We start from the raw sequence: 23,215 nt of genomic DNA, 5'->3' as shown, positions 1-23,215 counted from the left end.
CCCGGTGGCGGCTTCACCCGGACCGTACGAGGTCGATCTCCGCCCACACTGTTTTGCACGGCACCGGGCCGGAGCGGATGCCCCAGCGGTCGGCGAGCGTCTCGACGAGAAGCATGCCGCGGCCCGACTCGCGGTCGTGAGCGGGTGGTTGAAGGGCGGGCAGGCGGTCACCGCGTGTGTCGGTCACTGCGATACGGAGGGTGTTCGGCGTCGCCGCCAGCCTCAGGCGGAAGTCGCGGCCGGAGCCCCGGCCGTGGAGCGCGGCGTTGGAGGCCAGCTCGGCGATGACGTGGACGGCGGCGTCCGAGGTCAGGCCCCAGGAGCGGGCGTTGATCGGAACACAGCGGCCCGCCTACTCAGCGGACGAGGTGGAGCGGATGGTGGCGGCGCGGATGGCGCGGCACTCGATCTTCGAACGGTCACCCGCTCCCGAGCTGAGCTTTGTCCAGGAAGAGGTGACCCTTCGCCGCCCGATCGGAGGCAGAATGGTGCCCACGAAGGCCACGCCGGAATGGCTGGCGTCATCGAGGTGCTGACGTTCAGGGACGGTAGGGCGGTGGGCCGCGCGGAGAACGTGTTCGCCTGCCGCCCGGTCTCCGAAGCGAAACAGCTCCGGATCATCGAGCTGCGGTATGGCATCATCCGGGCCCAGGCTCTCAGCCCACGGGAGTCCCGGGCCCTCATCGAGCAATTGCGGGGAGAGATATGGCCCTCGAGCCCTCCGCTGGAGACGGCCCCCGGCTGCAGTGGTTCAAGAGCAGTTACAGCAGCAGTAGCGACGGCAACGACTGCGTCGAGGTCGCCTCCAGCCCCTCCTGCCCCACTCTCCACGTCCGCGACTCCAAGAACCCCGAAGGCCCTCAGCTCGCCTTCGGCTCCGCCGCCTGGTCCGGCTTCCTGTCGTACGCCTCCGAGTCGCGCCGCCCCCGGTAGCGACGCACCAGCATCGGCACCCACGGTGCGACGCCGAGAACGACCAGCAGCGTCAGCAGCGGCAGCCGCCACCACCACGAGATGCTCGCCGGTGGCGGGGACGGAGCGTCGCCGGCCACCCAAGGCCGCGCGGTCTTCGACCAGGCCAGAAACGCGTCACCGATCGGCATCAGCCCGAACGCGTACCGCTTCGTCCACGGAGTGTCGACCGGCAGGCCCAGCAGCTCGCTGAAGTTCGTCAGCCCCTCGGCGAGCGCGGCGTCCCCGTGCACCTGGGCCGCGCCCGCGGTGACCACGGATGCCGACAGGCTGATGCCCAGCGGGAGCGGGCCGGAGTCGACGTCGGCCGGGCCGTCGATGCCGTCGGGGTACTCCCGCACCGCCGGCCCGAGGCCGAGCGGGGTGCCGACGTACCGGTCGCGGAAGCGCAGGTACTGCTCACCGGCGAAGGCCGGGTCGATGTCGACGAGGAAGCGCTGGATCATGCTCTGTGAGGTGGCCCTGGCCACCTCGGCCGGGGCGCCGCTGTCCGGGTCGACGCGGTGCGGGAGCAGTCCCGTACGCGGGTCGAGCCGTTCGTGTACGCCCCGGAGCCAGCGGTCGGCCGTGCCGGCGAACCGGGGCGGCAGCAGCTTGTCGTGCAGCCGCAGCGACGCCATCGCCACCGTGGAGTCCACCGGCCAGGCCTGGCCGGGGTACGCCGCCAGGTACGGCGTCTTCGAGGCCGACGCGTCGAACGCCGCACCGAGCGCCGCAGAGTCGTCGGCGAACCGGCGCAGCTCGGCCGGATCGCGGTCCGCGGCCGGTTGCAGGCTCAGCACCCCGCCGCGCAGCCAGTTGCACCAGCCGCGGTAGAAGACGCCGTACGACGGGACGAGGTCCGCGCTGAACGGGGCGCGGCCGGCCGGCGAGTCCAGCCGCTCCAGCGCCCACCGCGCCTCCCGCAGCGCCTCGGACCGTTCCCCGGCCGGTGCACGCATCCCGATCTCGACCCAGGTCAGGCCGTACAGCGCGTGCAGGAAGAAGTACCCCTCGGGGAACAACTGCTGCGCCTCGTCCCCGGCGCCGTCGTCCAGGGCGGCGCGCAGGAACGCCAACTGCCGCTGGACACCGGGCGGTTCAGCGTCGGTGGCCGCGGCCGTGGCAGGGGCGACCAGGCGCACCACACCCATCAGCGCGCAGACGCTGACGACGACCGCGATCAGCCGGCGCGACCATCGCAGCGCCTGACGCAGACGTCCTGCTGATCGCGGTCCCGGCATGCGCCCGACCTTACAGCGGCGTGCTGCGGGGGCGGGAAGAAAGCGGCGGGATGCCCTTGTGACAGCATGAGGGCGTCAAGGTCTGCCCCTGGCCGTAGGGGGACGGAACCCCACGGAGAGGAACCATGACCAGCACCGTCATCACGAACATCGGCTCCCTCGTCACCAACGATCCTGCCGCCGGCGAGGGCCCCCTCGGCCTGATCGAGAACGCCGCCGTCGTCCTCGACGGCGAAACCGTCGCCTGGGTCGGCCCCGCCGCAAGCGCGCCCGCCGCCGACGAGGCGTACGACGCGGGCGGCCGGGCCGTGATCCCCGGGTTCGTCGACTCCCACTCGCACCTGGTCTTCGCCGGTGACCGCACCCAGGAGTTCAACGCCCGCATGTCCGGCCGCGCCTACTCCGCGGGCGGCATCCGGACCACCGTCGCCGCCACCCGCGCCGCCACGGACGCCGAGCTCGAAGCCAACCTCGTCCGCTACCTGGACGAGGCCCTCCGGCAGGGCACCACGACCTTCGAGACCAAGTCCGGATACGGGCTGACCACGCACGACGAGGAACGGGCCCTCCGGATCGCCGCCCGGCACACCGAGGAGGTCACCTACCTCGGCGCGCACGTCGTGTCGCCGGACCACGCCGACGACCCGGCGGCCTACGTCGCGCTCGTCACCGGCGAGATGCTCGACGCCTGCGCGCCCCATGCCCGCTGGGTCGACGTCTTCTGCGAGAAGGGCGCCTTCGACGGGGACCAGGCGCGCGAGATCCTCACCGCCGGCATGGCGAAGGGGCTCATGCCGCGTGTCCACGCCAACCAGCTCACCTACGGCCCCGGCATCCAGCTCGCCGTCGAACTGGACGCGGCATCCGCCGACCACTGCACCCACCTCACGCAGGAGGACGTCGACGCCCTCGCGAGCGGCAACACGGTCGCGACCCTGCTCCCCGGCGCCGAGTTCTCCACCCGCGCCCAGTGGCCCGACGCCCGCCGACTCCTCGACGCGGGTGTGACCGTCGCGCTCTCCACGGACTGCAACCCGGGCTCGTCCTTCACCTCCTCCGTACCGTTCTGCATCGCGCTGGCGGTACGCGACATGGGGATGACCCCGGACGAGGCCCTCTGGTCCGCCACGGCCGGCGGTGCGGCGGCCCTGCGCCGCACCGACATCGGCCGCATCGCGCCCGGCGCCCGTGCCGACCTCGCGCTCCTCGACGCCCCGTCGCACGTCCACCTCGCGTACCGCCCGGGGGTCCCGCTGGTCACGAAGGTGTGGCGGCGGGGTGTCGCAGTGGCCTAGGTTCCCGGCAAGCCCCGCAGAACGCCTCTGACAACGCGACGGCGCCCTTTCTCCGGTGCTGCCGGGGAAGGGCGCCGCGGTGTGTTCGCCTCCGTGTTCTACGAGTGGTCGAGGATCACGCGCTCCGTCTCGGTGTAGTCGATGCGCGTCTCGGTTCCGGTCGTGTGCGGGTAGCGGACGAAGGCCGAGCCCTCGCCGGAGTTCGGGCCGCCAGGGGCGTTGGACAGCTTGTCCTTGGGCGAACCGCCGCGGACGATCAGGGTGTCGCCCTGCGTCGGTGCGGCCGTGGCCGGGGGACCCGAGTTGACGGACAGCAGGGCGCTGATCGTGTCCATGGCGGTGATGTCCACCGTGTCCCGGCCGCCGCGCGCGCTGACGCCGATCCGCTCGGTCTGCCCGGTGGTGATCTTCAGGCCCAGCAGGCCCTGGACCCGGAGCAGGGTCAGCAGGTCCACGGTGCCGAAGACCGAGTCGGCCCTGGTGGTGCCGACGATGGTGACCTCGTCGTCGCCGCCGTTGGGGTTGACCGACACGTCGCCCGTGACTCCGGTGAAGTTGATCACCTGCGCGGAGTTGGACCGGGTGAGCCGCCCGCTGTCGGCGCTGGTCGGGGTGAACGTCAGCGACTCGTCGCCCGCACCGCCCTGGACGGCGACCTCGTGGCCGGCCGCGTCGAGGTTCACCACGGGGATACCGCGGATGCCGACGAAGCCGCCGGGGACGCCCGGGTAGCCGGTCACGGTGTTCTGGCCGACGTTGACGACCAGGTCGGCCGTGGCGCCCGTGAGCGTGAGCGACTGGTTGGCGATGGTTGCCGCGAGGGACGGTGACGCAGCGCTCACGTTGCCCGCGAGGTCCTCGAGCCGCACGGCGAAGTCGTACGTTCCGTCGTCGAGCGGATCGCTGACGACTTCGTACTCACCGGCCGCGGTGACGGTGTCCTTCCCGACCACGGTGGGCCCGGTGGCGGACGGCGGGTCGGCCGTCAGCCGAACCAGCGCGTTCGGCTCGACCGGCGAGCCCTGGAAGGCGGGCTCGGTGATGGTCGTGATGTTGTCGACGCTGTTGCCGCCGGTGTCGCTCGACGACAGCAGGTCGGGGGCGGCGGCCGGGGCGGCAGGGGCGGTCGTGTCGAGTGTGATCGCCAGCCGGTGCGCGCTCTCCGGACCCGAGCCGACGACGTGGGCGGTGCCAGGGGCGGCCGGGTCGTCGGACGGGTCGACAATGATCACCTCGGCGGTGATCAGGTTCTCCCCCTCCGTCAGGACGGGGTCCAGGTCGATTTCGTACAGCCCTGGCTTGGTGACCGGGTCCACGGGCAGTGCGAAGCCGACGCGCAGGCCGTCGCGCTCCACGGCCACCTTGAAGCCGGGGGCGTCGTCCACGAGGCCGGCCGTGCCGTTCTCCGGCGACAGCGGAATGCTCGCGGCCCGCAGGTCCGCGTCGTCGACCCGGAGCAAGAGCTCCGGCCCGGTGATCCTGGTGACGTCGTCGTTGTCGAACCGGCCCGAGTCGGACTCGTGCTTGAGGTCGAGGCCGAAGGGCTCGGGGGCCTCGCGGTTGACGACGGTCAGGTCGTAGGTCGCCTGCGGCGGGTCGGTCGGCGAGGCGTCACCCGGCTCGGTCGGGTCGGTGATGCCGCTGTCGCCGACCACGATGAAGTACGGCTCGTCCTTGACGACCGGGATCGCGAGCCCGCTGGTCGAGCTGCCCGGCCTGATCGTCGCGACCGCGCCGGTGGAGACCTTGTTGCCGAACTTGTCGTATGCGCGGACCTGGAGCCCGGAGATCACCTCGTTGAAGGCGATGCCCGCGGTCAGGTGCCCGGTGTGGCGGGGCACGACCCGGAAGAAGTCGACGTCGGTCGCGCTGTGCAGGCTCAGCCGGCCCTGGTTGAACCGGTCGTCCGAGCCGAGCGCGGCGGCGACGGCCGTGTCGATGGACTCGTTCGGTTCGAACGTGTCGGGAAAGGCTCCGAGCACCGAGAACGTGTCGTAGTACGTGGTCTGGTTCCCGGCGGCCGGGTTGCCGCCGGCCGGCGGGGTGGCGTTGCCGGTCCAGGTCGCGTAGCCGATTCCGTCGACTGTCCACACACCGTTGTACTCGCCGATGCGCAGGGTCCGTTCGGGGTCGGCCGGCCGGTCGGTGCAGGTCGGCCCGAAGCGGCACCGGGCGTTCAGATCGGGGTCGAACGGGGCGTCGCTGATCCTGAAGTCCTGCGACCAGGTCAGTCCGCCGTCCCGGCTCGCCGTGCCGTAGAGCTCCAGCAGGAAGTTGTCGTTCCCGTTCGGCCCGGTGCCGCCGTTCGTGTCGCCGCTGCGGGTGTCGTACCAGTGGACGACGATGTTCCCGTCCTGGTCGATGTGCGCGGTGGGCATCACCGCGAGGGTCTGGCCCGGCCCGTGGTCGACCCTGGTGGGTGTGCCGAAGGTGACGCCGTTGTCCGTGGAGCGGGCGATGCGGACGTCACCGTCGTCGCCGTTGCCGAAGTTGTCGTTGGGGTCGTCGTTGGCGACGACGTAGACGTTGCCGGGCCGGGCCGGGTCCGGCAGCACCCACGGCTGCATGGAGCCCTGGAGCCAGAAGTCGGTCCCCGGGATCTCACCGCCCGAGTTGTCCTGCACGTTGCAGGAGACGCTCGCCTGTCCGAGCCCGAACGGCGGGGGCGTGGTCCTCTGCGGGACAGTGCCGGCCGCGAAATCGGCCCCGCCGGAGCCGTCGCGGAGGAGCTGTACGGTGCCCGCCCCGGGCGCTCCGTCCGTCCCCTCGACGCAGATGTTGGCGTGATAGGCGACGTAGAGATCGCCGTTCGGACCGACGGCCGCGTGGGAGGGCCAGGAGTCCCCGTCCCCGGCCACGGAGAGGGCTTGCGGCGTCGACCAGTTCGTGGCGCCGCTCTCCAGGCGGGAGAACTGGATCTGCCAGGGGGCGCCGAGGTCCGACCAGACGATGTACAGGTTGTCCCGGTAGGGGCTGGTGGGGTTGGCGTCGGCCACCAGCCACTGCTTGTCCTGGTTGTTCGGGCTGTTGGCGCTCACCTGGACGGGGGTGAAGGTCTGGTTCCCCGTCGTCGTCAGGTCGTTGATCCGGCCGACCCCCACTCCGAAGCGGTTGGGGGTGGTGTTGAAGCTGGACGAGAGGTGGGTGACGAACAGGCGTCCCTGCGAGTCGAAGGCGAGGGACGGGTCGCCGGAGCACGGGAGGGTCGACGTCCGCGTGATCGGGAAGCCGTCCTTGCCGAAGTTGTTGTCGATGCGGACCGTGCATCCCCGCATGACGGCGACCTGCGAGGGCCTCCGGGGATTGGCCGTGGCGTTGTGCGGCTCGTAGCCGGTTTCGAGTGCTTGGTCCTGACCTGCCCACGCGGGGGCGGGTCCGGCGAAGACGAGCGCCTGCAGTACGAGGAGAATGCTGCTGACAATGGTGAGGGCGCGCCGTTGCCTGCGGTTGTTCAGCATGCGCCCCCCTCTCTGGCTCTGCTCATCCCTCTCCTTCCGGTCCAGCGACCGGCGGGCGGTGCTGATCGCCCGCAGACAATGGCACCGTGGCGGCGCTCCTCCGGATGTCCTCGGGACCGGGTCACCGGAATTCACCAAGATCACCGACAGAACCACCCGTCCGGAGCAGACGCCGAACAGATCAGCCGCTCCTGGAAAACGGGTTGCGCGGGCATGAGAGCGTGAACGGATGAGGACCATCGGCCTGATCGGCGGCATGAGCTGGGAATCCAGCGCCGAGTACTACCGTCTCCTCAACGTGCTCGTACGTGAGCAGGCCGGGGGTCTGCACTCCGCCAAGTGCGTATTGCACTCCGTCGACTTTGCGGAGATCGAACAGCTACAGGTCGCGGGGGAGTGGGAGAAGGCCGGGGAGATCCTCGCCGAGGCCGCCCGCGGGCTGGCGGCCGCCGGTGCGGACTTCCTGCTCATCTGCACCAACACCATGCACAAGGTCGCCGACCAGGTCGCCGCCGCCGTCCCCGTGCCGCTGCTGCACCTGGGTGATGCCACGGCAGAGGCCGTGAAGGCTGCCGGTGCCGCAAAGGTGGGCCTGCTCGGCACCGCCTTCACCATGGAGCAGGACTTCTACCGCGACCGGCTGGCCGGGCACGGTCTCGATGTGCTCGTCCCGGACGACGCGGGGCGGGCCGAGGTGCACCGGGTCATTTACGAGGAGCTGTGCCTCGGGGTCGTTCGGGAGGAGTCACGGCGGGCGTACCGGAAGGTCATCGACGAGTTGGTGGGCCGGGGCGCCGAAGGCGTCATCCTCGGCTGCACCGAGATCGAGCTGCTGATCGGGCCGGAGGACAGCCCCGTTCCGGTCTTTCCGACGACCCGGCTGCACGCGGAGGCGGCGGTACGGGCCGCGCTGCGGCCCTGACCCGGCTCGGGCGGCTCGGGCGGCGGTCTTGCCCGGAGGAAAGCCCGGGCAGAATCCACCATCTGCCCGACAGGGTCCGGGCGGCGCGCGAACTGGCCCGGATCCTGCGGCCCGGTGGTGTGGCCGTCATCCGGACGACGTTCCGGGAGCAGTTGGACGCGCTGGTCTACGACTACTGGCCACGACTCCGTGAGGTGGACACTCAGCGGTTTCCGTCCCGCTCGTGTTCACGGCCGCTATGCCTGGGTGCTGGCCTCCGGCTCGGTCCCGTCGGCCGCCGGCCTGCCAACCGGGACGCGGTCCGGGACGAGGTCCGGGCAACCGGTCGCGGTGCGGGCGTAGCTGAGGATCAGTTCCAGAGCGCGCCTGGGCGGCAGCGATTCGTTGCGGGAGACGATGTGCAGGAGGTATGAGTCCTCCAGCGAGACGATGTTGGAGGCCACATCGGTGGCCGGCTCGCTGAGGGTGAAGTGGCCCTGCGCGACTCCGATCTCCAGGATCGCCGCATACATGGTCACTTGGCGGTCGTACCGACTCTGCGTAAGTGTCGAGAACAGCGGGTCGTCGCGGATCGCGGTGTTGAACTCGCAGAGCACCACGGCAAGTTCGTCGTCGGGGCTGTCGGGGATGCCGCGGCGGATCGACTCCACCAACTGGTCCCGGGCGTCGTTCATGGCCTCGGCCACCGCGGCGCGGTTGGTGAAGAACCGCTCCAGGGCTCGTTTGTGAACCTGGATCAGCAACTCGGACAGGTCGCTGAAGTAGTAGTGCACGGAGCCGCGGGTGACTCCGGCGCTGTCGGCGATGCCTGCCACCTTCAGCCGGGACAGCCCCTGGGCGCTGATCGCGCGGCTGGCGGCGCGGATGAGTTGTTCCCGGCGTGCGGTCTGGTTCTTCGGACGGGCCATAACGGCATGGTACCGGACCATTCTTTAACGATCACGTATGAGAATTAATTCTCGAACTTCTCCGGTGTTGACAGGGGTGCGGCCCTCATCTTTGACTGTGCCGCCAAAGAACTCGTTCGTTCTGCTGGTCCCCTCAGTCGCCCCTCATCCGCGGAGAAGTCATGTCCGAAGAGTCCGTCGCCGGCGCCGCGGCGCTGATCGCCGCCACCGAAGCGCACAGCGCCCGCAACTACCACCCGCTCCCCGTCGTCGTGGCTTCCGCCGAGGGCTCGACGCTCGTCGATGTGGAGGGACGCCGCTACCTCGACCTGCTGGCCGGCTACTCAGCGCTCAACTTCGGTCACCGCCATCCGCGCCTGATCACTGCGGCCAAGGAGCAGCTGGACCGAGTCACCCTCACCTCCCGGGCCTTCCATCACGACCGCTTCGCGGCGTTCTGCTCCGAGCTCGCGCAGCTGTGCGGGATGGAGATGGTGCTGCCGATGAACACCGGCGCCGAGGCCGTGGAGACCGCGATCAAGACCGCACGGCGATGGGGCTACCAGGTCAAGGGCGTACCGAAGGACCAGGCCAGGATCGTGGTGGCGGGCGGGAACTTCCACGGCCGCACCACGACCGTCGTCAGCTTCTCCGACGACCCCGACGCCCGGGACGGGTTCGGCCCTTACACCCCGGGTTTCGATGTCGTTCCCTTCGGGGACGAGGCCGCGCTGGAGGCCGCCGTCGACGACCGCACCGTGGCGGTGCTGGTTGAGCCCATCCAGGGTGAGGCGGGAGTTCTGGTGCCGCCCGCCGGGTACCTGGCCGCCGTTCGCCGGATCACCGCCGAGCGCGGGGCGCTGTTCATCGCCGACGAGATCCAGTCCGGGCTGGGGCGGACCGGCCGGACGTTCGCCTGCGAGCACGAGGGTGTCGTGCCCGACATGTATGTGCTCGGCAAGGCGCTCGGCGGCGGTGTCGTCCCGGTCTCGGCCGTCGTCTCCTCGCGGGCGGTGCTCGGGGTCCTCAGCCCGGGCAGCCACGGTTCGACCTTCGGCGGGAACCCGCTGGCCTGCGCGGTCGCTCTGGAAGTGATCGCGATGCTGCGAAGCGGCGAGTACCAGCAGCGTGCCACCGAGCTCGGAACGCATCTGCACCACGAGCTGTCCACGCTGGTCGGCGGCGGCTCGGTCACGGCCGTACGCGGACGGGGGCTCTGGGCCGGAGTGGACGTGGCCCCGCGCTTCGGCACCGGCCGCCAGGTGGCCGAGCGCCTGATGCAACGCGGAGTCCTGGTCAAGGACACCCATGGCAGCACCATCCGGATCGCCCCGCCGCTGGTGATCGAAAAGGACGAGCTCGATGAAGCGCTCGAGCAGTTCCGCGCCGTTCTGCCTGCCTGACCGACACCCCCGTCACTGGACCGACAACCCCGTCACCGGACCGACACCCCCGTCACCGGACCGACAACCCCGTCACTGGAAGGACAACGCCATGACCGCGAGAGCCCCCCGAACCCGCCTGATGCCGCCGGCCGCCGTGCGCCTGACGGCGACCGCCGCACTGATCACCGCCGGATCCCTGCTGATCACCGGATGCGGCGGAGCGCAGAGCAGCAGCGCCACCGCCCCCACCACGTCCGCGCTCCCCGTACCCAAGGCGGACGCCAAGCTGGCGGCGATGGTCCCGGCCCATCTGAGGAAGGCCGGGAAGGTCGTCGTCGCCACCGACGCCTCCTACGCGCCCATGGAGTACAAGGAGGCCGACGGCCGGATCGTCGGCGTCGACATCGACCTGGGCAAGGCGATCGCCGCCAAGCTGGGTCTCGAGGCCGACTTCCAGGACGCCAAGTTCGACGCGATCATCGGCGGCATCCAAGCCAAGAAGTACGACATGAGCATCTCCTCCTTCACGGACACCAAGGAGCGCGAGAAGTCCGTCGACATGGTGACCTACTTCTCCGCAGGTCTGGCGATCGCGGTCAAGAAGGGCAACCCGAACAACATCGACCCCGCTCAGCTGTGCGGTGTGAAGGTGGCCGTGCAGACGGGCACCGTCTCGGCCGACGAGATCAAGGATGTGCGCAATCCGAAGTGCAAGGCCGAGGGCAAGCCGCCGATCCCCGGCGACGGCCACAGGTTCGAGCTTCAGACCGATGTCACCACGGCCCTGGTCGCCGGACGTGACGACGCCATGATCTCCGACTCCTCCGTCGTCGCCTACGCGGTCAAGCAGTCGGGCGGCCAGATCGAGCAACTCGGCAAGCCCTACGCCGTCGATCCCTCCGGAATCGTCCTGCCCAAGGGCGATGGCCGGCTCACCGAGGCGGTCCAGGGCGCCGTCCAGGCACTCATCGACGACGGCACCTACACCAAGATCCTCACCAAGTGGGGGGTCCAGTCCGGCGCCGTCACCCGCTCAGCCGTCAACGGCGCGACCGGCTGAGAACCGCGGACCTGAGGAAAGATCATGAAGACTCTCACTGCTTCGGACGCCGCGGCCCGCACTCACTGCCCCGAGGAACTCAAGGCCGTGCCCGTGCGCCACCCGGGCCGCTGGGTCGCGGTCGCCGTGGTCGCGGTGCTCGCAGCGATGTTCGGCCACGGCATGCTGACCAACCCCCGCCTCGACTGGAACATGGTCTGGCACATCCTGTGGGACCCGACGGTGTTGCGCGGTCTTCGGACCACGTTGGAACTGACCGTCCTGGCCATGGCGATCGGCCTGATCGGCGGCGTCGTGCTGGCGGTGCTGCGGCTCTCGCACAATCCGGTGCTGTCCGGGGTGGCCTGGCTGTACATCTGGGTGTTCCGCGGGACGCCCGTGCTCGTCCAGCTCTTCGTCTGGAACTTCCTGAGTGCCCTTTGGCCGAGGATCTCGATCGGCATCCCGTTCGGCCCCGAGTTCTACTCCTGGGAGTACAACGACCTGGTGCCGCTGTTCACCGCGGCGGTGCTGGGTCTGGGCCTGAACGAGGCCGCCTACATGGCCGAGATCGTCAGGGCGGGCATCTCCTCCGTGGACGAAGGCCAGTCCGAGGCGGCCGCCTCCCTGGGGCTGACCCGGGGCCGGACCATGCGCCGGATCGTGCTGCCCCAGGCGATGCGTGTGGTCATCCCGCCGACCGGCAACGAGACGATCTCGATGCTCAAGACCACCTCGCTGGTCAGCGCGATCTCGCTGGTCGATATCACCCGAGCCGGTCAGGACATCGCCTCCCGAACCTTCCAGAACATCCCCTCGTTGATCGCGGTCAGTCTCTGGTACCTGTTCTTCACCTCGCTGCTGACCATCGGTCAGTACTACATCGAGCGGCGCTACGGCAGGGGAACCAGCCGTGCGCTCCCGCCCACCCCCTGGCAGCGCATGCGCGGCATGCTCTCGGCGATCCGCCGGCCGGTCGTCTCCGGAGGCACCTCATGAACAACAGGATCAGTCCGCTCACCGCCGCGACACCGATGGTCAAGGCGGAGGGGGTGCAGAAGTCCTTCGGACCGGTGCAGGTGCTCAAGGGCATCGACCTCGAAGTGGCCCCGCGGGAGGTGTTCTGCCTGGTCGGGCCGTCGGGCTCGGGCAAGTCGACGTTCCTGCGGTGCATCAACCACCTGGAGAAGATCGACGCCGGCCGGCTGTCGGTGGAAGGGGAGCTGGTCGGCTACCGGCAGCGCGGTGACCGGCTCCATGAGCTCAAGGACCGCGAGGTGGCCGCCCAGCGCCGGGACATCGGCATGGTCTTCCAGCGCTTCAACCTCTTCCCGCACATGACGGCGCTGGAGAACGTGATGGAGGCGCCGGTCCAGGTCAAGCGGGAGTCCAAGTCGGTGGCGCGGGAGCAGGCGCTGAAGCTCTTGGACCAGGTGGGTCTGGGCAGCAAGGCCGGGAACTACCCCTCTCAGCTCTCCGGTGGCCAGCAGCAACGGGTGGCCATCGCCCGGGCACTGGCGATGCAGCCCAAGCTGATGCTCTTCGACGAGCCCACCTCCGCACTCGACCCGGAGCTGGTCGGCGAGGTGCTGGACGTGATGCGCTGCCTCGCCGAGCAGGGCATGACGATGATCGTGGTCACTCATGAGATGGGCTTCGCCCGCGAGGTCGGCGACGCCCTGGTCTTCATGGACGACGGCGTCGTCGTCGAGGCCGGCTACCCCCGCGACGTCCTTACCAACCCTCGGCACGACCGCACCAAGGCATTCCTGTCCAAGGTGCTCTGAGCCGCTGCCCGTACGACCGCCGGCTCCGTGCCCGACAACCGGCTCCACGCCCCGGTGGGGACGGAGCCGTGAACTGGAGAATTCCTGTGGACCCCAACCTCATCGACCCCTACGAGCGTATCGGCGCCTCTCTCGCCGGCCTGTCCGAGCGGACCTGGGAGGTCAGCCTCGCACTGCACGCGAATCCCGAGCTCTCGTACCACGAGTACCAGGCCGCCGAACTGCTCTGCGGTGAGCTGGAGGCAGCCGGTTTCGATGTGCAGCGGCAGGTAGCGAGCCTGGAGACCTCATTCGTGGGACGCCTGGGCAGCGGTGACGGCCCAACGGTGGCGCTGGTGGTGGAGTACGACGCGTTGCCGGGCCTGGGTCACGCCTGCGGCCACAACCTGATCGCCGGGGCAGGGCTGGGGGCGGCCCTGGCCCTGCGGGACATGGTCGCAGGCACCGGGGGGACACTCCTGGTGGTGGGAGCGCCCGCCGAGGAGGACGGCGGAGGGAAGATCGCCGAGGTCGAGGCGGGTGTCTTCGACGGGGTCGATGCGGCGCTGATGTTCCACCCCGGCGTCCACAACTGGTCATGGGCCCCGCTCACGGCCATGGTGGAGATGCGGATCTCCTTCCACGGCCGGGCAGCTCACCCCACGGGCAACCCCGATGACGGCATCGACGCGCTCGACGCCCTCATCCGGTTGTTCAACAGCCTTGCCGCGCTGGTCAAGGACCTGCCGAGCGGCTCACATGTGCAGGGCATCGTCACCGAGGGAGGCGAGGCGACGAACATCATCCCCGACCACACACAGGGGCGGTTCGGCCTGCGGGCGCTGACCACAGCCGGCCTCACCGACCTGGTGGCCCAGGTCACCGACCGCGCTCAGGAGGTCGCTCGGGCAACGGGTACGTCGGTGACTTTCACTCAAGAAGGCGCGACGTACTCCCACTTCCGCAGCAACCCGGTGCTCGCCGAGGTCTTCACCCGACACCTGGACCGCCTGGGCATCTCCGCCACCGAGCCCGAGCCCGGCGTCTTCCTGGGGTCTTCCGACATCGGAAACGTCAGCACCAGGGTTCCCACCATCCACCCTTTTCTCCGCATCCTTCCGCCCGACCACTGCGATCACACACCGAAGTTCGCCCAGGCGGCAGGCGATGAGCGGGGCAGGGCAGCGATGCTGGCCGCGGCGGAAGGGCTGGCGTGCACGGCGTACGACGTGCTCACTGACCCCGACCTCGGACGCCGAGGGTGGTCGGTGTTCCGGGCCCAGCAGTCCTCGGGCGGCTGAGATTGTGCTGGGCGTTTCTGCTGGATCAGTCCCGGAGCCCCCGGCGTCCGCCGCGGAAAGTCCGGCGTGCCATCGTCGAGTAATGGCCGAGCCGTACGGACGGCCTGCGGGCCGGGCCTGGCGCGAACGGGGCTTGTGCTGGAACGACCCGGCCGTGAGGATCGGCCGCATGATCGGTGCGCACAACGATGAGCGGCTGGCCGGTGTCTATCAGAGCGGCAACGAGATGCCTGACGCGTCTCTGCGCGGCTGGACCCGGCTGATCGGATCCTTCACCGACCGCCCGGAGCCCGCGGTCGTGGAGATCGGAGCGGGAACCGGCATGTTCTGCGCGGCGATGGCCCGCCATCTGCATGCGCCGACCGTGGTCGGCGTCGACCCCTCCGTACCCATGCTCGCCGAGGCCCGGCGGCTCAACGCCCACCCCCGTGTGCACTACGTCGTCGGCACGGCAGAGGCAGTGCCCACCCGTGCCGGCCTCTTCGACCTGGCCCTGATGTCGCGCGTGATCCACCATCTCCCCGACAGAGCCCGGGCGGCGCACGAACTGGCCCGGATCCTGCGGCCCGGCGGTGTGGCCGTCATCCGGACGACGTTCCGGGAGCGCCTGGACGCGCTCGTCTACACCTACTGGCCACGGCTTCTGGAGGTGGACGCGCAGCGGTTTCCGTCCCGTGCAGATGTCCTCGCCGACTTCGCGGAGGCCGGCCTCGCCGTCAGGGAACTCACGTCCTTCGCCCAACCGGTCACGCGGAGCCTGCGCGAGTACCACGCCCGCATGGTCTCCCGGCCCCAGTCGAAGTTCACCCACCTCACCCCCGCGGAGTTCCACGAAGGCCTGCGCCGACTGGAGTTCGATGCGGAGGCCGAGCCGCTCACCCGTCCCGTCCCCGTGACCGAACGCTACGACGTCGCGGTGCTGTCCCCCTGAGCGCCTGACGTGTGGTCAGCCGTACGGCAGATGACCGGCGTGTCCGATATTAGAGCATTGTCGTAACGAGGCATGCTCGCCTCGTAACGAGGCGGCTACGGCCTCGACGACGACGAAAGGTAGTGGGCCGAATGAAACCCACTCGCATCCGCGCAGCCGTGGTCTCCACCGTGCTGGCGACAGTACTCGCCGCCACGGGCAGCGGCACCGCCCAGGCGGTCCAAGGCTGGTGGGAGGAGCCTGTACAGGTCAGGACGCGGGACGGTGGTTCCGAGGTCAACGCCTGTCTGACCCCCAGCGGGACCAACCTCAACGAACTCCTCTCGATCCAGGAACAGATCATCGGCCCACCTGCCTGCCGTGTGGCCGTGGCGAGGAAGCCGTGGGTCCGCTCTTTCCCGAGCTGGGGCACGGCCGCCGGCGCGGAGGGCACTGTTTACCCGGACGGCTACACCCCCGACCTGCCGAAACCGATGAACGACTTCATCCTGAAGTTCCTCGGCGTCCGCATCGTCCAGGACATCGGCACGCCCCATGAAAAGAGCCTCTCCTTCGGCCCGGGGGTCCTGCGTCTCGTCGTCGAGGAGGACGGGATCCCGTTCGCCACCTTCGCCTCGCCCCCGCTGGAACCCCTCAAGCCTGGTTCGCACACGACCACGGTCTTCGTGCGGCTCAGCGCCCAACACTGTGACGGGCTGGGAACCGATCCCGAGGTGAACTGTCTGCCGGGAGGCGAGACCCAGTACACCGGTATCACTCCGTTCGAGGTCGTCCGCCCGAGGGGCTCAGAGCACCCCCATGGCGCCTGACGTGACTGAGAGCAGGACTTCTACCGCGACCGGCCCGCCGGGCACGGTCTCGATGTGCTCGTCCCGGACGACGCGGAGGCCCTTCACGCCTGACCGTCGAGCCTGACCGGTCGCCCCATTCGCCCCGGCTTTCACAGGGCTTCACACCACTTCACCGTTTGGTCACAGCTTGACCTTCGCTCCCTATCCCGGTGGGATTTCGGCCGGTACCGTCCTGTCCGGGGAAGCTCAAGGGGGAAGACCGGGGGGTCGAGTTGAGCGGTGTGCACATTCGTGTCGTGAAGCCCGGGGAGCTGGACGAGGGGGAGACCGAGTCCTGGCGAGAACTGCGCGCCAAGTCCGGAGCCCCCGCCAATCCGTTCATGGAGCCCGAGTTCACCCTGGCCGTCGCGGGGGTACGGCCCGGGGCCAGGATCGCGGTCATCGACGACGACGGGGTCCCGGCCGGGTTCTTCCCCTACGAGAAGGGGCCGTTCGGGCACGGCCGGGCCATCGGGCTCGGTGTGTCCGACTGCCAGGGCGCGGTGCTGCGGCCCGGACTGCGACTCTCGGCACGCGAACTGCTCCGCGCCTGCGCGCTGTCCGCCTGGGAGTTCGACAACCTGGAGGCGGGGCAGAGCCTCTTCGTGCCCGACAGCGTCGAGGAGTTCGGCTCGCCCGTCATCGACGTCGGCGAGGGGTACGCGGCCTACGAGGAGCAGCTGCGCGCCCAGTCGCCCAAGTTCCACAGGACCACGACCGCCAAGGAGCGCAAGCTCGGGCGGCAGGTGGGGGAGACGCGGTTCGTCTTCGACGAGCGCGATCCCGGCGCGCTGCGGACCCTCATGGAGTGGAAGTCCGCGCAGTACCGCAGGACGGGCCGCCGCGACCGCTTCGCGCAGGAGTGGATCAACACGCTCGTGCGGCACCTGCACGAGACCCGTACGCCCGGCTGCTCCGGAGTCCTCTCCGTGCTGTACGCCGCGGACCGGCCCGTCGCCGCGCACTTCGGGCTGCGTTCGCGCACCGTGCTGTCGTGCTGGTTTCCGTCGTACGACACCGAGTTCGCGAAATACTCGCCGGGGCTGATCCTGCATCTGCGGATGGCCGAGGCCGCCGCGGCCGAAGGCATCGGCATGCTCGACCTCGGCCGCGGCGCCGCCGAGTACAAGGACGCGCTCAAGACCGGTGAACTCCGTGTCCACGAAGGCTCCTCGACCCGGCCGGGGGCACGGGCGGCGCTCTACTGGCTGAGCCGTGAGCCCACCCGCCGCGCCCACAGCTACGTACGGAACCGGCCACGCCTCGCCGGATACGCGCAGAGGGCGCTCAACCGGGTCGGCCGGCTGCGGGGCAACTGACCTGGCAACGACCCGGTATCCGGCCGTTAACCGACCCGGCGATCGGCCGGGCGGTCGGCCGGCCGGGCAATCGGCCCGGTGACCGACCGGAAGTCGGCCGGGTCGCTGAACGGCTCACACCGCTTGGGGGGACGCACATGTTCCAGGTCGCCGAACTCGACCTCGACACGCTCGACGACAGACCGGGCGGCGCCGACGTGCTCGCGCTGCGCCCCGGCCCCGGTGGGCCGCCCGTCACCACCGGCGAGGTGTTCGTCCTCGTACGCCTCCGCGGCCGCCCGGTCGCCACCCTGACCGGCACCGTCCCCGAAGGCGCCGACCCGGCCGAGGCCCTCGCCGCGCTCGCCCGGGAGCGCCTCGCCGGGACACGGGCCCCGGCGCCGGAGATCCTCGGCGATCTGCCCCGTACGAGCGTCGTCGTCGGCACCCGTGAACGCGCCGACCGGCTCGCCCGCGCTCTCGACTCGCTCCTCGCCCAGGACCACCCCGACTTCGAGATCGTCGTCGTCGACAACGCGCCGGTCACCGACGCCACCCGCGACCTGGTCGAGCACAAGTACGGCGACCGGGTCCGCTATGCGTGCGAACCCGTGCCCGGACTGGCCGCCGCGCACAACCGCGGTGTCGCCGCCGCCGACGGCGCGGTGATCGCCTTCACCGACGACGATGTCGTCGCCGACCCGCACTGGCTCACCGCGCTCGCCGCGCCGTTCGCCGACGACCCCAGGATCGGCTGCGCGACCGGGCTGATCCTCCCGGCGCGGCTGACCACGCCCGCGCAGATCCTCCTCGAAAGCCACGGCGGCTTCGCCAAGGGCTTCGCACCCCGCACCTACGACCCGGCCCGCCCGCCCGCCGACGAGCCGCTGTTCCCGTTCACGGCAGGGCGCTTCGGGTCCGGCGCCAACATGGCCTTCCGTGCCCGGGCCCTCAAGGCCGTCGGCGGGTTCGACCCGGCCACCGGCACCGGCACCCCCGCACGCGGCGGCGACGACCTGTACGCGTTCGCACGGATCCTGGCCGACGGCCACCGGCTGAGGTACACCCCGGACGCGCTGATCTGGCACCACCACCGGGAGACCCCGCAGGACCTGCGGAACCAGGCGTACGGATACGGCGCCGGGCTGACCGCGTACCTCACCGCGCTCCTCGCCCGCCGCCCCGCGCTGCTCCCGGCCCTGCTCGCCCGGGTGCCGCGCGGCCTCGCCCACGCCCGGGCGATGACCGCCCACCGGGACGCGGACGACCGCACGGATGTTCCCGGGCAGCACGGCACCCACAGCCACCCCTGGCCGCGCAGCCTCTCCCGGCTGGAACGGCGCGGGATGCTGTACGGCCCGATCGGGTATGCGAGGGCCCGTCGTCGGGTACGCGGACTCCCGTCCCCCTGGGACACCCGGGGGGAGCGATGAGAGGCGGTGGGCCCATGCCCCGGACAGCCCTACGCATTCCCGTGCTGCTCTACCACGCCGTGATGGACGATCCACCCGACTGGATCGCCGAATTCACCGTCAGCCCCGAGGAGTTCGGCCTGCAGCTCGACGCGATCGTCGCCAGCGGCCGCACCCCGATCCGTATCAGCGCCCTCTCCGACCATCTCGCCGGCCGTGGCGGGCCCCTGCCGCCCCGGCCCGTGGTCCTCACCTTCGACGACGGCTTCGCCGATCTGCCGGGTCCCACCGCCGAGGCGCTCGCCTCCCGCGAGCTGCCCGCCACGGCGTACCTGACCACCGGCGCGATCACCCCCGGCCTGCACAGTCTGCTGCCGCCCGCCCCGATGATGACCCTCGCGCAGGCACCGCAGCTGGAGCAGTACGGCATCGAGGTCGGCGGGCACACGGTGACCCACCCGCAGCTGGACACACTCGGCGCGCGGCGGCTGCGTCACGAACTGCGGCACTCCAAGGCCGTCCTGGAGGACACCCTCGGTCACGACGTGCGGCACCTCGCCTATCCGCACGGCTACAACAGCCGCGCCGTGCGCCGCGCCGCACGCGCCGCCGGCTACGAGTCCGCCGTCGCCGTACGCCACGCACTGAGTTCGGAGACGGACGAGGCGTACCGCATCGCCCGTCTCATCCTGCGCCGCAGCCATACGGTCGCCGACGTCGAGGCGTGGATGGAGGGCACGGGCGCGCGGGTCGCACCGTATCCGGACTCGCTGCCGACGATGGGCTGGCGGCTCTACCGGAGGGCGCGGGCGGCCGCGAAGGGCCCGGAATTCGCCGGGTGAAGATGTACGAGAGCCACCCAAAACCGAACCAGGTTCATATACTTCGCTGAAAGGGACAGCGGCGTGACTGCCGCGACCACATCCGTGGGGGGAGCCGCACTGTGCAGCAACGCGTGCCCACACCGGTCACCGGGAGCGGCGCGCTGCCGCCCGCGAAGCAGACCGAAGGCCGTGAACCGCCGGCCGACGCCGCCACCCGGCCCCCGCGCAGGCGCCGCGCCCTGCCCGATCTCACGTGGCTGCCGCTGCTCGTCGGCATCGGCCTGTGGACGTACGCCCTGCCGCGAATCGGGTTCCGCACCATGGGCGACTACGGACTTCTCGACGCCCTGCCGGCCGCCTTCTACGCCTCTCTCCTGGTCCTGACCGGCGGCTTCCTGATCAGTCTGCGGCGCGCCGGGACCGCGCCCTGGTGGCCGGCCGCCTACTGCGTGGGACTGCTGTTCGCCCTCAAGGCACCGCCCGCCGTGCTGTACGACTCGGTGCGCTACCCCTGGGCCTCGAAGCACGACGCCGTGATCACCATGCTCCTCACCAACGGGGAACTGCGGCCGAACGCCGCACTGTCCGGCAACATGTCGGCGTACGACCAGTGGCCCGGCTTCTTCAGCCTCAACGCCGCCCTCGTCCGCACGTTCGGAGTCGAGAGCGCCGCCGCTTACCTCAACTGGGCACCGATCGTGCTCGGTCTGCTGCTCATGCCGGTGCTGATCCTGATCTACCGGACCTTCACCGAGGACTGGCGGCTGGTGTGGACCGCCGTCTGGATCTTCCAGCTCGCCAACTGGGTCGGCCAGGACTATCTGGCACCGCAGGGCTTCGCGTACGTCCTGCACCTGACCGTACTGGCCGTGGTGCTACGCCATTTCGTGCTGCCCGGCTCGGCCGGCAGGCTGCGCGACCGCACCTGTCTCGACCCGGCAGCGACCACCGTGCCGCCGCCCACCGGGCTGCGCCAGCGCGCCGTCTGCGTGCTGATCCTCGCCCCGCTGATCGCCGCGATCAACGCCTCGCACCAGCTCACGCCGGTCATGCTGTGCGTCTCGCTGTTCGCGCTCGCCCTCACACGCCGCTACCGCAACTACGGGCTCCTGGTCGTCGCCGGACTGCTGATGCTGATCTGGGACCTGACCATGGGGCGGCCGCTGTTCGTCGAGACGCTCAGCACCCTGCGCGAGTCGATCGGTGAACTGACCCGGAACTCCCGCGCCGGGTACGCCGGTCAGCTCACCGGACCCGGGCCCGAACTCGCGGGCCGCGCCAATGTGCTGATGGTGCTCGCGGTCGCCGCGCTCGCCGCCGTCGCCGTGGTCGCGCGCCGCCGCCTCACCCACAGCGCACTGCCACTGCTGCTGGTGTCGGTGGCGCCGCTGCCGCTGTTCGTCGTCAACGACTACGGCGGCGAAATGCTCTTCCGTGTCTATCTGTTCGGGCTGCCCGGCGCGGCCTTCTTCGCCGCCGCCGCGCTGGTGCCCGCCGCCGGCGCCGTCCGGGGCGCGTCGGCCCGGGCGAGAACCGTGCGCCGGCGCATCGCCGCCGTCGCGCTGCCCGTGTCCCTGATCGCGCTGGTGGCCGGGTTCCTGCCGTCGTACTACGGCAAGGAGAGGATGAACTACACCCCGCCCGTCGAGACCGCGATGGTCACCCGGGCCATCGACGGGGCCCCGGACGGCACGCTCATCCTCGCCGCCACCGGGTCCTTCCCGCAGTCCCTGCACCGCTACGACGAACTGGAGCACTGGTTCTTCGCCGAACAGGAACTGCCCGAGAACGCGAAGATGCTCGCCGACCCGGCCGGCTATCTGGCCGAGGGCATCCCGCCGGGCTCGACGGCGTACGTCATCCTCACCCGCACCCAGGACCTCTACACGGCGGGTGAGGGCCTGCTGCCGTCCGGCGGCTTCGACACGCTGCGCACCAAGCTGTCCGCATCACCGCTCTTCACCGTCGTCGAGGAGCATCCTTACGGCGTCGTACTCGAGTACCGATCGCGAGGCGTCACCACATGAACATGCCCGTGAACACGACCGTGACCATGAACCGGACACAGCTCAGAGTGGCTGTCGCGGCCTCCGGATGGGTGGCGCTCGCGGCGACCCTGCTGCCCGGCGGCTCACCCCTGCGCTGGATACCGGTCCTCCTCTTCGTCTCCTTCGGCCCGGGCCTCGCTCTGCTGTATCCACAGCCGGGCGGACTGCGGCCCGCCGCGCGCCTGGAGGCGTTCGCACTGGCCGCGCCCATCAGCCTCTCCCTCGGGGTACTCACCGCCACCTCGCTGTTCCTCGTCGAGGCCTTCTCGGCGATCGCGTTCCTGGTGCCGCTCGCCGCGTTCGCCACGGTCGTCTCCGTGCTGCCGGGACTGCCGCTGCCCGCCGCCACCCGCGGCGCCGCAAGGGCACGCGTGCTTCCTTCGGCGCGGATCGTGCCCGGACAGGCCCTGAACCCGGCGGCGGTGGCTGATGAGTGGACGCCACTCAGGGACCTGCCGCCGCGGCTACGCCGCCATCGTCCTCGTCGCGGTCGCCGCCGTTCTCGCCGGACTCGGGATCTGGGCCACCGCCGACGACGGAACGGCGGACGAGGGCTTACCCAGGAACGCCGTCTCGGGGGAGGCGATCACCGGTCCGTGCGCCCCCGACGACAAGCTGGTTCCACGCTGCGGCGCCTGGTGGGGTGCGTACATCCCGTACGACAGGAACGGATCGCTCACCGCACCGGTACGCGCGTTCGAGAAGAAGATCGGGCGCAGGCTCGACCTCGTGTACACGTACCACGACATGTCGGGGAACGAGCTCGACGGACAGCTGCTCACCCCCGACGAGCAGGAGCTGGGCAGGGACCGGATGCTCATGCTCGCCTGGGAGTCGACGGTGTGGAAGGAACCGCACCACGAGAACTACACCGAGACCCAGCTCGGCTGGAGGAACATCGCGTCCGGGGAGTACGACTCCGAGATCATCGACCCGCAGATCCGTCGCATCAAGGCGTACGGGAAGCGGGTCTTCTTCTCCTTCGACCAGGAGGTCGACGCCCGGATCAAGGAGGGCGCGGGAAGCCCCGAGGAGTACGTCGCCGCCTACCGCCATCTGCGGGACCGCTTCGAGAAGCTCGGCGCCCACAACGTCGTATGGGTGTGGACGGTCTCCGGATATCTGGGCAGCGCCGATCTGATGAAGCAGCTGTATCCCGGCGACGACTACGTCGACTGGCTCGCCATGGACCAGTACAACTACTTCACCTGCCACAACACCACGGACTGGAAGGACTTCGACCGCAGCCAGCGGCCCACCTACGACTGGCTCATCGCGAACATCTCCGACAAGAAGCCGCTGATGCTGGCCGAGTTCGCGACCGTTCCCGATCCGGCCGACCCGGACCGCCGGCGCGACTGGTACACCGCCATCCCTCAGGTCGCCAGGACCCTGCCGAAGGTGAAGGCGATGGTGCACTGGAACCGTGCGGTGCCGGGCCCGGGCTGCGATCTGACGGTCAACGACGGTCCGGGCCTGGAGGGTTACCGCCGGGCAGGCCAGGACGCCTACTTCAACCAGCGCGTACCGACCCGCTGAAGCGGCGGTACGCCAGTGAGGCGACCGCCGCCGCGAAGAAGCCGGTGAACACGGGCAGGGCGGCCGCGGCGAACGCGGCCTGGGC

Annotated in this window: 19 protein-coding genes and 2 pseudogenes; 16 read left to right on the top strand and 5 right to left on the bottom strand. The window is 70.3% G+C overall.

Annotated features, from left to right (window positions below; all coding sequences use genetic code 11):
- Positions 1–13: 13 nt before the first annotated feature.
- Positions 14–322, bottom strand: a pseudogene (locus ACWGI8_RS06865) (ATP-binding protein); the annotation flags it as partial.
- Between the two features lies 1 nt (position 323).
- On the opposite strand from ACWGI8_RS06865, the pseudogene ACWGI8_RS06860 reads away from it, so the two are divergent.
- Both ACWGI8_RS06860 and ACWGI8_RS06855 read left to right on the top strand, forming a co-directional pair.
- Positions 324–703, top strand: a pseudogene (locus tag ACWGI8_RS06860) (Scr1 family TA system antitoxin-like transcriptional regulator); the annotation flags it as partial.
- Between the two features lie 2 nt (positions 704–705).
- A complete protein-coding gene (locus ACWGI8_RS06855) occupies positions 706–933 on the top strand; it encodes a DUF397 domain-containing protein (protein WP_453659052.1) in 228 nt (75 codons plus the stop codon).
- On the opposite strand, the gene ACWGI8_RS06850 is transcribed toward ACWGI8_RS06855, so the two are convergent.
- The gene (locus ACWGI8_RS06850; RefSeq protein WP_453659051.1) at positions 861–2,195 is read right to left on the bottom strand and encodes a hypothetical protein; all 1,335 of its coding nucleotides are present in this window, start codon (positions 2,193–2,195) and stop codon (positions 861–863) included. The two genes, ACWGI8_RS06855 and ACWGI8_RS06850, sit on opposite strands and share 73 nt — an antisense overlap.
- A gap of 125 nt (positions 2,196–2,320) precedes the next feature.
- On the opposite strand from ACWGI8_RS06850, the gene hutI reads away from it, so the two are divergent.
- The gene (gene hutI, locus ACWGI8_RS06845) at positions 2,321–3,490 is read left to right on the top strand and encodes an imidazolonepropionase (protein ID WP_453659050.1); all 1,170 of its coding nucleotides are present in this window, start codon (positions 2,321–2,323) and stop codon (positions 3,488–3,490) included.
- 98 nt (positions 3,491–3,588) lie between these two features.
- On the opposite strand, the gene ACWGI8_RS06840 is transcribed toward hutI, so the two are convergent.
- On the bottom strand, positions 3,589–6,948 hold the full coding sequence (locus tag ACWGI8_RS06840) for an Ig-like domain-containing protein (RefSeq protein WP_453659049.1): 3,360 nt from the start codon (positions 6,946–6,948) through the stop codon (positions 3,589–3,591).
- A 229-nt stretch (positions 6,949–7,177) separates the two neighbouring features.
- Here ACWGI8_RS06840 and ACWGI8_RS06835 point away from each other — a divergent pair, with 229 nt between their 5' ends.
- The gene (locus ACWGI8_RS06835) at positions 7,178–7,870 is read left to right on the top strand and encodes an aspartate/glutamate racemase family protein (RefSeq protein WP_453659048.1); all 693 of its coding nucleotides are present in this window, start codon (positions 7,178–7,180) and stop codon (positions 7,868–7,870) included.
- Positions 7,871–8,106: 236 nt separating this feature from the next.
- Here ACWGI8_RS06835 and ACWGI8_RS06830 read toward each other — a convergent pair whose 3' ends face one another.
- Positions 8,107–8,778: a TetR/AcrR family transcriptional regulator gene (locus ACWGI8_RS06830; RefSeq protein WP_453659047.1), complete on the bottom strand. Its 672-nt coding sequence runs from the start codon at positions 8,776–8,778 to the stop codon at positions 8,107–8,109.
- 161 nt (positions 8,779–8,939) lie between these two features.
- On the opposite strand from ACWGI8_RS06830, the gene rocD reads away from it, so the two are divergent.
- The 11 genes from rocD (at position 8,940) to ACWGI8_RS06775 (ending at position 21,570) form a co-directional block, all read left to right on the top strand.
- Positions 8,940–10,160: an ornithine--oxo-acid transaminase gene (gene rocD, locus ACWGI8_RS06825; RefSeq protein WP_453659046.1), complete on the top strand. Its 1,221-nt coding sequence runs from the start codon at positions 8,940–8,942 to the stop codon at positions 10,158–10,160.
- Between the two features lie 91 nt (positions 10,161–10,251).
- The gene (locus tag ACWGI8_RS06820) at positions 10,252–11,202 is read left to right on the top strand and encodes an ABC transporter substrate-binding protein (protein WP_453659045.1); all 951 of its coding nucleotides are present in this window, start codon (positions 10,252–10,254) and stop codon (positions 11,200–11,202) included.
- Positions 11,203–11,226: 24 nt separating this feature from the next.
- Positions 11,227–12,180, top strand: coding sequence for an amino acid ABC transporter permease (locus ACWGI8_RS06815; RefSeq protein ID WP_453659044.1), 954 nt, complete (start codon positions 11,227–11,229; stop codon positions 12,178–12,180).
- Positions 12,177–12,968, top strand: coding sequence for an amino acid ABC transporter ATP-binding protein (locus ACWGI8_RS06810; RefSeq protein ID WP_453659043.1), 792 nt, complete (start codon positions 12,177–12,179; stop codon positions 12,966–12,968). Before ACWGI8_RS06815 ends, ACWGI8_RS06810 begins: the two co-directional genes overlap by 4 nt.
- Positions 12,969–13,054: 86 nt before the next feature.
- The gene (locus ACWGI8_RS06805) at positions 13,055–14,248 is read left to right on the top strand and encodes an amidohydrolase (RefSeq protein ID WP_453659042.1); all 1,194 of its coding nucleotides are present in this window, start codon (positions 13,055–13,057) and stop codon (positions 14,246–14,248) included.
- A 169-nt stretch (positions 14,249–14,417) separates the two neighbouring features.
- Positions 14,418–15,179 carry a methyltransferase domain-containing protein gene (locus ACWGI8_RS06800; protein ID WP_453659041.1) on the top strand — a complete coding sequence of 254 codons (762 nt, stop codon included), beginning with the start codon at positions 14,418–14,420 and terminating at the stop codon, positions 15,177–15,179.
- A gap of 131 nt (positions 15,180–15,310) precedes the next feature.
- Positions 15,311–15,988: a hypothetical protein gene (locus ACWGI8_RS06795; RefSeq protein WP_453659040.1), complete on the top strand. Its 678-nt coding sequence runs from the start codon at positions 15,311–15,313 to the stop codon at positions 15,986–15,988.
- A gap of 263 nt (positions 15,989–16,251) precedes the next feature.
- The gene (locus tag ACWGI8_RS06790) at positions 16,252–17,328 is read left to right on the top strand and encodes a GNAT family N-acetyltransferase (RefSeq protein ID WP_453659039.1); all 1,077 of its coding nucleotides are present in this window, start codon (positions 16,252–16,254) and stop codon (positions 17,326–17,328) included.
- Positions 17,329–17,465: 137 nt separating this feature from the next.
- Complete coding sequence (locus tag ACWGI8_RS06785; RefSeq protein WP_453659038.1) at positions 17,466–18,740, top strand: glycosyltransferase; 1,275 nt, start codon at positions 17,466–17,468, stop codon at positions 18,738–18,740.
- Positions 18,741–18,754: 14 nt separating this feature from the next.
- Positions 18,755–19,561, top strand: a complete 807-nt coding sequence (locus ACWGI8_RS06780) for a polysaccharide deacetylase family protein (protein ID WP_453659037.1) — start codon at positions 18,755–18,757, stop codon at positions 19,559–19,561.
- 101 nt (positions 19,562–19,662) lie between these two features.
- Complete coding sequence (locus tag ACWGI8_RS06775) at positions 19,663–21,570, top strand: hypothetical protein (protein ID WP_453659036.1); 1,908 nt, start codon at positions 19,663–19,665, stop codon at positions 21,568–21,570.
- Here the strand turns inward: ACWGI8_RS06775 and ACWGI8_RS06770 are convergent.
- Complete coding sequence (locus ACWGI8_RS06770) at positions 21,560–21,898, bottom strand: hypothetical protein (RefSeq protein WP_453659035.1); 339 nt, start codon at positions 21,896–21,898, stop codon at positions 21,560–21,562. The genes ACWGI8_RS06775 and ACWGI8_RS06770 overlap by 11 nt on opposite strands.
- Positions 21,899–22,020: 122 nt before the next feature.
- Here ACWGI8_RS06770 and ACWGI8_RS06765 point away from each other — a divergent pair, with 122 nt between their 5' ends.
- Entirely contained in the window at positions 22,021–23,130 is a 1,110-nt protein-coding gene (locus ACWGI8_RS06765; protein WP_453659034.1) for a glycoside hydrolase family 26 protein, read from the top strand.
- The last annotated feature ends 85 nt before the right edge of the window (positions 23,131–23,215 follow it).

It is taken from the genome of Streptomyces sp. NPDC054841 (assembly GCF_053611045.1).
The sequence above is the reverse complement of the archived record's forward strand: the minus strand, read 5'-3'. Positions and strand labels throughout refer to the sequence as shown.

Bases quoted from the DNA above. Each gene is read 5' to 3' on its own strand.
- ACWGI8_RS06850 (WP_453659051.1), bottom strand. From the start codon at position 2,195: ATGCCGGGACCGCGATCAGCAGGACGTCTGCGTCAGGCGCTGCGATGG.
- ACWGI8_RS06765 (WP_453659034.1), top strand. From the start codon at position 22,021: ATGAGTGGACGCCACTCAGGGACCTGCCGCCGCGGCTACGCCGCCATC.
- ACWGI8_RS06830 (WP_453659047.1), bottom strand. From the start codon at position 8,778: ATGGCCCGTCCGAAGAACCAGACCGCACGCCGGGAACAACTCATCCGC.
- ACWGI8_RS06815 (WP_453659044.1), top strand. From the start codon at position 11,227: ATGAAGACTCTCACTGCTTCGGACGCCGCGGCCCGCACTCACTGCCCC.
- ACWGI8_RS06820 (WP_453659045.1), top strand. From the start codon at position 10,252: ATGACCGCGAGAGCCCCCCGAACCCGCCTGATGCCGCCGGCCGCCGTG.
- ACWGI8_RS06800 (WP_453659041.1), top strand. From the start codon at position 14,418: ATGATCGGTGCGCACAACGATGAGCGGCTGGCCGGTGTCTATCAGAGC.
- hutI (WP_453659050.1), top strand. From the start codon at position 2,321: ATGACCAGCACCGTCATCACGAACATCGGCTCCCTCGTCACCAACGAT.
- ACWGI8_RS06780 (WP_453659037.1), top strand. From the start codon at position 18,755: ATGCCCCGGACAGCCCTACGCATTCCCGTGCTGCTCTACCACGCCGTG.
- ACWGI8_RS06785 (WP_453659038.1), top strand. From the start codon at position 17,466: ATGTTCCAGGTCGCCGAACTCGACCTCGACACGCTCGACGACAGACCG.
- rocD (WP_453659046.1), top strand. From the start codon at position 8,940: ATGTCCGAAGAGTCCGTCGCCGGCGCCGCGGCGCTGATCGCCGCCACC.
- ACWGI8_RS06810 (WP_453659043.1), top strand. From the start codon at position 12,177: ATGAACAACAGGATCAGTCCGCTCACCGCCGCGACACCGATGGTCAAG.
- ACWGI8_RS06840 (WP_453659049.1), bottom strand. From the start codon at position 6,948: ATGCTGAACAACCGCAGGCAACGGCGCGCCCTCACCATTGTCAGCAGC.
- ACWGI8_RS06795 (WP_453659040.1), top strand. From the start codon at position 15,311: ATGAAACCCACTCGCATCCGCGCAGCCGTGGTCTCCACCGTGCTGGCG.
- ACWGI8_RS06835 (WP_453659048.1), top strand. From the start codon at position 7,178: ATGAGGACCATCGGCCTGATCGGCGGCATGAGCTGGGAATCCAGCGCC.
- ACWGI8_RS06855 (WP_453659052.1), top strand. From the start codon at position 706: ATGGCCCTCGAGCCCTCCGCTGGAGACGGCCCCCGGCTGCAGTGGTTC.